This window comes from Asaccharospora irregularis DSM 2635 (assembly GCF_900129815.1).
GTDB classification, from domain to species: domain Bacteria; phylum Bacillota; class Clostridia; order Peptostreptococcales; family Peptostreptococcaceae; genus Asaccharospora; species Asaccharospora irregularis.
Map to the genome: position 1 here is coordinate 1 of NZ_FQWX01000054.1, position 10,337 is coordinate 10,337.

General features: G+C 27.8%; 15 protein-coding genes and 1 pseudogene. 11 read left to right on the forward strand and 5 right to left on the reverse strand.

Annotated features, from left to right (window positions below):
* Window positions 1-180: pseudogene (locus tag BUB34_RS12285) on the reverse strand (IS256 family transposase); the annotation flags it as partial.
* 95 nt (window positions 181-275) lie between these two features.
* Between BUB34_RS12285 and BUB34_RS12290 the strand changes: the two are divergent.
* Complete coding sequence (locus BUB34_RS12290) at window positions 276-1,220, forward strand: hypothetical protein (protein ID WP_242948889.1); 945 nt, start codon at window positions 276-278, stop codon at window positions 1,218-1,220.
* A gap of 196 nt (window positions 1,221-1,416) precedes the next feature.
* Here the strand turns inward: BUB34_RS12290 and BUB34_RS12295 are convergent, their stop codons facing one another.
* From BUB34_RS12295 to BUB34_RS12305, 3 genes are read right to left on the reverse strand one after another with little or no spacing between them, the layout of a single operon-like run.
* Window positions 1,417-1,875, reverse strand: a complete 459-nt coding sequence (locus BUB34_RS12295) for a hypothetical protein (RefSeq protein WP_073127699.1) — start codon at window positions 1,873-1,875, stop codon at window positions 1,417-1,419.
* 60 nt (window positions 1,876-1,935) lie between these two features.
* A complete protein-coding gene (locus tag BUB34_RS12300; RefSeq protein WP_073127701.1) occupies window positions 1,936-3,318 on the reverse strand; it encodes a sensor histidine kinase in 1,383 nt (460 codons plus the stop codon).
* Window positions 3,315-4,019 (reverse strand): response regulator transcription factor, encoded by a 705-nt coding sequence (locus BUB34_RS12305; protein ID WP_073127702.1) that lies wholly within the window; start codon window positions 4,017-4,019, stop codon window positions 3,315-3,317. The genes BUB34_RS12300 and BUB34_RS12305 overlap by 4 nt, the downstream gene beginning before the upstream one ends.
* A 222-nt stretch (window positions 4,020-4,241) precedes the next feature.
* Between BUB34_RS12305 and BUB34_RS12310 the strand changes: the two genes are divergently transcribed.
* From BUB34_RS12310 to BUB34_RS12350, 10 genes are all read left to right on the forward strand, one after another.
* Window positions 4,242-5,291, forward strand: coding sequence for an IS30 family transposase (locus BUB34_RS12310; RefSeq protein ID WP_073127704.1), 1,050 nt, complete (start codon window positions 4,242-4,244; stop codon window positions 5,289-5,291).
* Between the two features lie 139 nt (window positions 5,292-5,430).
* On the forward strand, window positions 5,431-5,664 hold the full coding sequence (locus BUB34_RS12315) for an SHOCT domain-containing protein (protein ID WP_073127706.1): 234 nt from the start codon (window positions 5,431-5,433) through the stop codon (window positions 5,662-5,664).
* 92 nt (window positions 5,665-5,756) lie between these two features.
* Window positions 5,757-5,888 (forward strand): LDCC motif putative metal-binding protein, encoded by a 132-nt coding sequence (locus BUB34_RS13830; RefSeq protein WP_278276717.1) that lies wholly within the window; start codon window positions 5,757-5,759, stop codon window positions 5,886-5,888.
* Between the two features lie 34 nt (window positions 5,889-5,922).
* A complete protein-coding gene (lgt, locus tag BUB34_RS12320; protein WP_073127708.1) occupies window positions 5,923-6,753 on the forward strand; it encodes a prolipoprotein diacylglyceryl transferase in 831 nt (276 codons plus the stop codon).
* Between the two features lie 31 nt (window positions 6,754-6,784).
* Window positions 6,785-7,102, forward strand: a complete 318-nt coding sequence (locus BUB34_RS12325) for a hypothetical protein (protein ID WP_073127710.1) — start codon at window positions 6,785-6,787, stop codon at window positions 7,100-7,102.
* Window positions 7,103-7,155: 53 nt separating this feature from the next.
* Window positions 7,156-7,563 carry a hypothetical protein gene (locus BUB34_RS12330; RefSeq protein WP_084120403.1) on the forward strand — a complete coding sequence of 136 codons (408 nt, stop codon included), beginning with the start codon at window positions 7,156-7,158 and terminating at the stop codon, window positions 7,561-7,563.
* Between the two features lie 78 nt (window positions 7,564-7,641).
* The gene (locus tag BUB34_RS12335) at window positions 7,642-8,286 is read left to right on the forward strand and encodes a TIGR01906 family membrane protein (RefSeq protein WP_073127722.1); all 645 of its coding nucleotides are present in this window, start codon (window positions 7,642-7,644) and stop codon (window positions 8,284-8,286) included.
* A gap of 47 nt (window positions 8,287-8,333) precedes the next feature.
* Window positions 8,334-8,951, forward strand: coding sequence for a class I SAM-dependent methyltransferase (locus BUB34_RS12340; RefSeq protein WP_073127714.1), 618 nt, complete (start codon window positions 8,334-8,336; stop codon window positions 8,949-8,951).
* Between the two features lie 104 nt (window positions 8,952-9,055).
* A complete protein-coding gene (locus tag BUB34_RS12345; RefSeq protein ID WP_200787936.1) occupies window positions 9,056-9,271 on the forward strand; it encodes an SHOCT domain-containing protein in 216 nt (71 codons plus the stop codon).
* A 96-nt stretch (window positions 9,272-9,367) separates the two neighbouring features.
* On the forward strand, window positions 9,368-9,835 hold the full coding sequence (locus BUB34_RS12350; protein ID WP_073127718.1) for a hypothetical protein: 468 nt from the start codon (window positions 9,368-9,370) through the stop codon (window positions 9,833-9,835).
* Window positions 9,836-10,099: 264 nt separating this feature from the next.
* Here the strand turns inward: BUB34_RS12350 and BUB34_RS12355 are convergent.
* A partial coding sequence (locus BUB34_RS12355; RefSeq protein WP_143153392.1) for a transposase occupies window positions 10,100-10,337 on the reverse strand: 238 nt, incomplete at its 5' end.

Genomic DNA, 10,337 nt, shown 5'->3' on the forward strand with positions numbered 1-10,337 from the left:
AGTAGTTTTATTTCGGCTATCGCCTTTTTGATAACCAAGCTCGAGCGCTAGCTCTTGCTCCAACATTTCCTGAATTACATCTTTAAACATCTCTTTTAAATATTCTCCTATATCCTTTGGATTACTAAGAGCTCCATCAGCGATAATTTGTCTTATTAAATCTTTACTTAGTGTACTCATAAAAAATACCCCTTTCTGGCATCTGATTATATTTTTATCATTGCCATAAAGGAGTATTTATTTCATCATAAGCACAAATTATTTTACGTTACCTCTTGAAAGCATGTTTATCGGCTAATAGTTCTGATAAAATAATAAAAGAAATTATTAAGTTAGATAGCTACAAAATTAAAGGATTAGGTCCTGCTGTTGCAAATATACTTTATTTTTTACATCCTACACTGATGCCTCCGTTTAATACTGCTATGGTAAATGGCTTTAATGCTATTTTTTCTGATAAGAAAAAACTTGGATCTTGGAATGATTACTTATTAATGCGTGAGGTTATTATAAATGCAAATGAAAAACTAAATCCATTACTTTCTAAGGACTTAGGTGCTATATCTGGTCTATTATTTGACGTAGGCGTTGGTAAAATTGCACTTAATAAAAACCTAAATACTGCATTAAAATTTGAACAAGATAAATTAGAAAAAGCTCTTAAAAAACGTCACAATCAGGTTCAAAATGAGATTAAAGAAGAGTCTGAACACCTTAGAATTCAGTTTTTATTAACTGAAATAGGCATAGGCCTAGGATATGATGTCTTTGTTGCAACCAATGATAGAACAAAATCTCTTGATGGTAAAAGCCTTGAGTTCATTACTATTCCTAAACTACCACCTCTAGATCTTCCTAGTGAAGTTTTAAAAACAATTTCACTTATAGATGTTATCTGGATATCTAAGGAGACAAACCAGATTGAATGCGCCTTTGAAGTAGAAAAAAGTACTTCTATTTATTCTGGTATATTACGTTTGGTAGATTTAGCATCTTCTCTTGGAGATAAAAAATATAACTTTTTCCTGGTTGCACCTAATTCACGAGAAAAAGAAATACTTGCACAGTTAAAGCGTCCGTCTTTTAAAAACATAGATTGTGTTACTTTAAGGTACATTTTATTTTCTAGCATATATGAGAATTGTGATTCAATATGTAGATTTGGTGACGATTATGAAATATTATTTAAAATTGCTAGTGAAGTTAATGCTTCTATTTAGGCAACTACAACGAAGTCTGCGTTCTGTGTTTTAATTAATCCATATTAGCCTATATAAAATTACTATAATAATAAAAAAAGCCTCTTTATTAATAATTTTTTAATAAAGAGGCTTTTTTCTATATACTTACATTATACTAGATTATATTTAGATAAATCTTTAGATCATTTAAACTTTGTTATTTTTATTAATTTATTTAATAAATTGCTTTATTCTTTATAAACTTCTTTATAACTATACTACTAATATAAAATATAAGTGGAAGCAAAATAATAAGCTGAATTACAGGTAGTAAACCAATATTCGTATTTAGAAATAAAGGCATGGTATCAGGGTTATATCCCCATCTACCACTATAAAGGGCATGAATCTCAAAATAAAAACTTAAAAATAAGGCGTAGAGTATAGTAATTATATAATCATGCCTATGCCATTTCTTCAAAATCCAATTTATATCATTGTTTACAACAACTAATAACATATATAATATAAGACTCATATTCATATCTCCAAATGTTGCGCTCAACATTAGTCTAGTATGTCCTGTTACGTCGTCAATAACATAAAACCTTCCGCATTGTGAATACTCCCAAATACCTTGTAAAATAAAAGCAACTATAGCTACAACTAAAATATTTCTTATAAAACTTTTCATTAGTTTCCTCCGTACAATTAAATCTAGAACTATTATATATCAAATAGGAGCATTATAAACTTAATTTGAGATATATACACTAAATATTGTGCCTTTTCCTTCTTTACTTTCTACGTCTATTGTTCCATTATGGGAATCAACTATAGCCTTAACTATACTAAGGCCTATACCAGCACCACCTGTAAGTCTAGTTCTTGATTTATCTACCCTATAAAATCTCTCAAAAATATACTCTTTGTCTTCATCAGGGATTCCTACGCCATTATCTTTAACAATTAATTTAATTCCAGTTTTGTGTTCAAATAACCTGATTTCTATATTTCCACCTTCATTTGTGTATTTTATAGCATTAGATAATAAGTTTATTATAACTTGAGTTATTTTATCTTTATCTGCATTTAAAGTTAAATTATCATTACTAAAACTAACAGTTATATTTTTCATTTTGTATTCTGATTCAAAATTAGTAATTATATTTTGTACAATTTCTCCCATATTAAATTTTGTTTTATTAATATCACTATGATCTTGTTCATATGAATATAGTTTTTCTAAGTCCTTTACTAGTCTATTTAATCTTAAAATTTCTTCATAACAAACAGAGAATCTCTCTTTGGTTGGTTCTATTATTCCATCAATAAATGCTTCTAATGTTATTTGTAGTGACGTAAGCGGTGTCTTTAATTCATGTGATACATCTTTAGTTAGATTTTTTCTTATATCCTCTTGTTTTTGTAGAGATTTTGCCAAATCATTAATACTAATAATTAAATTATCTAACTCTACAGTATCTACTTTTTCATCTATTCTTTGATTATAATTTCCCTTAGATATATTTTTCGTAATTTTTTCAACCTTAGATATAGGTCTTACTATATTATTAGTAACTAAAAATCCTACTATAATAGCAGCTACTAGTGCTATAAAACTTGAATATATTAAAACCTTATTTAATGTTTTTAGATATAAAACGTCATTTTCACTATAGTAATCAGGAAAAGACCCTATTGATACAGTTCCTACTAACTTATCATCTACAGTAATATCGTAATTTTTAACTGTATAGTTTTCTTTCCAAGTCGGAAAATTCATTCTCATATGTTCACTCATATTATGGATTACATTTCCACATCTATATAAATCATATTCATGTGCATCCCAAATTTCTTCTTTACCATTATTCTTAACACCTACAATATATCCATTATCCAAGGCTTCACTACCTATATCTTGAACAGAACTTAAATCCCATTTACCAAAATCTTTGTAACTTCTTTCTAAGTCATTGACTATAGATTTATTAGCACTTTCTCCTTTTAATAATACATATTGTCTGAAATGATTTTGTATTAAACTATTTGCAAGTAAAGCTACTGTTAAGACACTTATAATAGCAACTAAAGCATAAGATAGAGTTAGTTTATATCCTAGTTTAAGTTTCATTTACTAGTCCCTCCATAAAACTTATATCCTATGCCATATACCGTAACAAGGTACTTTGGATTTTTGTGATCATCTTCTATCTTTTGCCTTAAATTTTTTATATGAGTGTCTATAGCTCTATCCATTCCATCATAGTCATATCCTAAAACTATAAGTATTAGTTCTTCTCTAGTAAAGACCTTATTTGGATATTTAACCATAGTAAGTAATATTTTATATTCAGTTGCAGTTAGATTTAATAATTCACCACGTTTTTTTACTTCATAGGTGTTAGTATCAATTACTAAATCCTTATTATTAAAAGTAAGTATATTATCAGGTTGTTCTGGCTTTTTTTCTATTCTTCTTGAAATAGAATTTATTCTAGCAACTAATTCCTTACCACTAAATGGTTTTGTTATATACTCATCTGCTCCAATACCTAAACCTTCTACAATACTAGCTTCATCACTTTTAGCAGTAAGCATTACAATATAGACATTTGATTTTTTTCTGATTTCTTTGCAAATATCAGTACCTAATATATCAGGAAGCATTATATCCAATATAACAATATCTGGATTGCATTTATCAAAATTTTCAAGTGCACTTTTTCCATCAAATGACTGATGTGTAGCATAACCTTCTTTATCCAAATAGGTTTTTACAATTTCATTTATATTAACCTCGTCTTCAACGATTAAAATGCTTATATTTTTCATTTATAACCCTCCTAATTCTTCTTTTATATGATTTTCTCACATAATTGTATAGATTTTATGAAGATTTTTAGAATTTATATAATTTTATTAATAAATTTAAATTGCTTAATTGTATAATGAAATTGAACCAATAATAATATATAAAAAAATCCATAGTACCAAGTTCCTATGTTATTATTAAATCACCACAAAATAATAAAACATTGAAAGGGATTGAGTACTATGGATAATAACAATAATAACATAAGTATTAGAAAAAACAAACACTTGAATTTTAAGGAGCGTACAACGATAGAAATAAGAGTAAATGATGGTATGTCAGCATATAAAATTGCTAAGGAATTAGGTAGACCTATTAATACTATAATTAATGAGATTAAAAGAGGTACAGTAAAGCAAATTAAGCAAAATAGGTCTGTTGAAATGTATTTGGCAGATGCAGGTCAAGCTATATATGAAAAGAATCGTAGATCATCTGTGAGACCATTTAAAAGACTAAGCTGTGGTGAATTTATCAGCTACGCTGTAGATAAAATTAAAAATAATAAATTATCGCCAGATGCTTGTTTTGGCGAAGCCTTAAGAGAATCGAAGTTTGCTAGATCAGATATGGTATGTACTAAGACACTATATAATTATATAGATTTAGGATTACTTGAGGTTAAAAATGTGGACTTATCATTTAAATTACGTAGAAATACAAAACCTAGCAGGGTACGCAAAAACAAAAGAATCTTAGGAAGTAGTATAAGTGAAAGACCTAATGAAATTGATTCAAGGGAAGAGTTTGGTCACTGGGAAATAGATACAGTAATTGGTGAAAAATCTAATAGTGATGATGTTCTTCTTACTATTGTTGAGCGTAAAACCAGGAATGCCATAATACGTAAAATAGAATCTAAAACAGCAACAGCAGTCTCAAATGAGCTATTAGAAATACGTAATTTATTTGGGGAAAAATTTGATGAAGTTTTTAAAAGCATAACTGGAGATAATGGTTCTGAGTTTGCAGAATTAGCTAATATTGAAGAAGTTTGTAATACTAAGGTCTACTTTACACACCCTTATTCATCTTTTGAAAGGGGTACTAATGAACGTCATAATGGACTTGTAAGGAGATTTATACCAAAAGGTAAAAGAATCTCTAATTATGATATAAATGACATAGGATTTATAGAAGAATGGATGAACACATTACCAAGGAAAATACTAGGCTACAATACACCAGAGAAACTATTTGAGGAACATCTAGATTCTATATATGCAGCCTAATATTTTGGTTATATTAAAAATAGTTCAATTTGATATTGCAATTAATAATAAATTTAAATTTTTTTATTCCTCATAAGTTCTCCATAATGTTTACATATAATGTAATCAAGAAACATGAATTATATAAGGAGGTTTTGATATGCTTTGTGGAGGTTTTGGAGGAGCCGGTGCTGTAGGTAGTGGATGGTTTCTTCTGATGATGGGTATAAAATTACTTATATTTGTTGCTATAATAGTATTAGGTATAAAGCTATTTAATAAATATACAGATAACTCTAGAGGTGCACTTAAGATATTAGATGAAAAGTTTGCTAAAGGTGAGATAAATGAAGATGATTATATAGCTAGAAAAAATGTTTTGCTAAAAAAATAATAAACAATAAAAAGTGAGCTAGAAATCTCTAACTCACTTTTTAGAATGGTTATAACTTTTACAAAATATAATTTTTAAAGGGAGTGGTATTTATGCCAAAGTGGTTAGAAAATTTCATTAAAAGATTAGAAGAGGCTAATAAGAAAAATTTAGGGACAGGAAAACTAGATTGTTGCGATTTGAATAAACAAACAAAACCTAGTAATAATTCAAAAAATAAATAGTTACTAAATTTTAGACAAAAGAGGAGAGATATCATTGGTAGAACTATTTAAAATAGGAGGCATCTCTATATATTTATTCGGCGTGGCTATGGCAATTGCAATGGTTGCAGGGGTATTAATAATGTTAAGGGAAGCCAAAAGAAAAGGTTTAAATGAAGATAATATGTGGGATTTAGCTATATATACAATAATAGCTTCTGTCATAGGAGCAAGATTATATTATATTTTAGTCTTTGACCCCTCAAATTATATAAATAATCCTATAGAAGTATTTCATATCCAAAATGGAGGAATGTCTATCCAAGGTGGAATACTAGGAGGAATTATATTTGCAATCTGGTACACAAGAAAAAGGAAAATATCATTTTTAAAAGCAGCAGATGCATTTGCTCCAGGAATCATATTAGGGCAGGCAATTGGTAGAGTTGGATGTGACGTATTTGGAATACCTATGGAAAGCCAATACCTATGGGGGGTAATGATAAATAATCAGCTACTACACCCAGCTCAAATTTATGAAATGATATTAGATTTAATTTTGTTCATATACTTATGGAGAAAAAGAGAAAAAATTCAGTATCATGGACAGTTATTTATACATTATTTAATAGGATTTGCCCTAAACCGTGCATTAATAGAATTTATTAGAGAAAATCCTATTGTATTTGGTAGCTTAACAGTTGCCCATGTAACAAGTTTTGTAATTATAGTAGCAGCAATAATAGCTGGAAATAAAATTAAAAATCATAGTAAGGTTTTAGATGAAGAAAGAAAAGATATTTCATCTAAAGAATTATATTTAGGTTACTTAATATCAGGATTTATTTTAGTAGTTGGAACTTGGATTTACTATATTGTTCATTAAGAAAAAAACATAAAAATATGGAGGTATTATTATGAATTGCCACAATAATAATAATAATAATGGAAATAACAAAAAAGGATTTTTAAAATTTGGAGCTATGATGGGTCTATGCTGTATATTACCAGTTATACTTGTAGCTTTACTTCCACTACTTGGGTTTAAAGCATTAGCTCTTTCTGGCTTAGCATCTTTAATTTGCCCAATTATGATGATTGGTATGATGTTTATGATGGGAAGAAGTCATAAAAAAGGTGACGACAATGGAGACAATTGTTGTTCAAAAAATGAAGATAGTGAGTATATAAATGTTCCTAAAGAGGATTACAAAGTTATAGATAAAAATAAATAAAATTGATATAATAAAATTAATTTTAAGGGGGGAGCATAATACAAAATAAGGTTATGATATTAGTGTTAGCAGGAGCTTTAGCAGTAGTAGGAATTATAGGACTTAATTATGATAGCATAAAGAATGATATTAAAAGTGTAGTAGATAATGGATTAGGACCTAATCAAGGTGCACAAGAATTTGTTGCAGAGCAATCAAATCTTGAAGAAGAAGACATGATTAAGATAATGGAGATCAATGGATTTAGCAATATAGCAGAGGCTCTTGAGAAAAAAGATTATGAGGCTATGGATGAATTCGTAAATAATATGACAAATGAAGATTATGAAAAGATGATAAATCTAAAAGCTAATACCTCAGATGCGGACTATCAAAAGATGATTCAGATAATGAGTGAAAATGGATTTGATTCTATGGTAAGTGTTATGGCATCAATAGACCTAGGAGGATCTTGTCATTAAGACTAAACAATAATATCCCCTCTAAGTAAAATCTTAGAGGGGTAATTTTATAAAGGAGTGTTTTTATTGAATAGAGATATGTCTAAAGAAAAAAATAATGTCTTTCAAACTTTAATAGCTATATCTATAAGTTTATGTATTTTAATATTAATGGTAAAGTTTGCATTAGCATTTAAATCTTTTTATTATTTTGAAGTTGATCGTTTGAATATAGAATCTATGTCAAATATGACGAAAAATGAAATTATTAAAAATTATGATTATACTATAGATTACTTATTAGGCAAAAAAGGCACTGAATTTGAACTTCCATCTCTACCATCATCGCTATTTGGCAAGGTTCATTTTGAAGAAGTCCTAAAAATATTTTCCACATTAAATATTGTGCTAACCGTAGGTATTGCAATAAGTATCATAGGAATAGTATTTCTGTATAAAAAAAGAAACTTTAATTTTATAAAAAAAGTTTCTAATATTTTAACTTTCTTTCCAATTATTTTTGGTGCAATTTTTTCACTTAACTTTGAAAGAAGCTTTATAATATTTCATAAAATATTTTTTAGAAATGATTATTGGATTTTTGATCCTCAAAAGGATCCAATTATTAATATATTACCTCAAGAGTTTTTCTTTGATATAGCTATATTTATTTTAATAATTAACTTTGTAATTGCTTTCCTTTTAAGGATAATTTATCATAAAAAGTTAAAATATTTAAAATAATAATATTTGGTAAATAAAAGTTCTGATAAGTTAGAGAGGAAAATATAATGGATAACTTAACTGAGAAAATTAGAAAGAGATACAATAGAGTTGCAGCTATTTATGATTTATTAGAACAACCTATGGAGATGATGTCTCTAAAAGAGTGGCGAATTGAAATTATGAAAGAATTAAAAGGGAAGGCACTAGAAATTGGAGTTGGAACTGGAAAAAATATAGAATTTTATCCTAATAATATAGATATAACAGCAATAGATTTCAGTGTTAATATGCTTCAAAGAGCAAGAAGTAAAGCAAAAGAATTAGGAAAAAAAGTAGATTTCCAGCTCATGGATGCACAAAAAATGGATTTTGAAGATAATACCTTTGATTCAGTTTTTACAACCTGTGTATTTTGCTCTGTTCCTGATCCAGTTAAAGGCCTAATGGAAATTAAAAGAGTATGCAAAAAAGGTGGCAAGATTATTTTGATAGAACATGTTAGAAGTAAAAGAAAGGTAATAGGTACACTTATGGATGTATTTAATCCAATCGTAGTAAATTCATATGGTGCTAATATTAATAGAAAAACTGTAGAAAATGTACAAAAGGCGGGATTTAATAATATAGAAGTAACAAACCTATGGAGCGACATAGTTAAAAAAATTGTAATATACAATGAATAATATAAAAAAATTTTTAGATTATGAAATAATCTTCATAAAATCAACACAAATTCATCATAGTATATGGGTATAAAGATATTAAAAGTTAGAAAGGGATGATATATATGATGGGTGGATATGGAATGATGTCAGGATTTGGTATGTTTATTCCTTTATTATTAATAGGATTGGTTATATATGTAGCATTTAGATTATCTAATGGAAGCTATAGTATAAGGAATAAGGAAAATAATGCTATTGATATTTTAGATCAAAGATTTGCAAATGGAGAAATCTCAGAGGAAGAGTATATACAAAAGAAAAAGATGTTAAGAGAGTAAAAAATAGAATCTTCATATTTAGCATATAATTATTCTCTATAATAAAGTTATAAAATGATAACAATTATAATACAAAATATAAAAGGAGTGAATATAATGAAAAAGAAAGGAATATTATTTGCTTTAGCAGGGTTTTTAGTAGTAGGAGGAGTAACAGGGATGACATATGCAAATACAAATAATGATACTATTGAAACAAATAATGTGAAAATAACATCTACTTTAAATTCAGAAGCTAATATTACAAAAGTTGAAAGTAGGGAAATAAATGAACTAGACCTTGAACAAAAAGAAATGGTTAGATTAATGAAAGAATATGGGTTTGAAGATATGGCAAAGGCATTTGAAGATAGAGATTATAAGGCTATGGATGAGTTTATGAATAATATAACAGATGAAGATTATCAAAAGATGATTGATATAATGAGAAAAAGTGGATATGAATCTATGGCGAATATGATGGGCTCAGTGGATAGAGAATCTATGATAAAAATGCATAATTCAATGGGAGGATCAGAATCTTGTCATGAGGATTCAAACAATAATATGATGGGTAGTTTCTAATTTTAATATACCCCCTAGGGTAAGTAAGTTTTATAAGGGAGGATTTATTGTGATAATTGAGTATATAGTTACAGCAGGGATTATAGGTTTGGCTATATTCATGATGTATAAAACGTTTTTTAGTAAAAAGAAAAAAGGATGTTGCCATAAATAATAAGGTAAGCCAGTACATATTAAGGGCTCTTTGTCAAATAACGTTGATGAAGTCAATATTTAATTTTTAAAGGCAGCATCTAATACAGTTTACCTGTATAGATGCTGTTTTTAAATTACTTGTATTTTTTCCCTTAGCAATACTCTTAATCTTAAATTTTTAAAACTTCTAAATCCGAAGGATACTCTTTTGAGTACTTTAATAGTATTATTCTTACCCTCAACCCTAGCATTTGTATATTTTGTAATTAAAGCATTTAATACGTACTGTTTTTTATTCTTCAAAGATTTAAGGCTTGTTCTAAAGCATAAAGGACAGTCTTTTAAATCCTTTGATAGCATTTCTGAA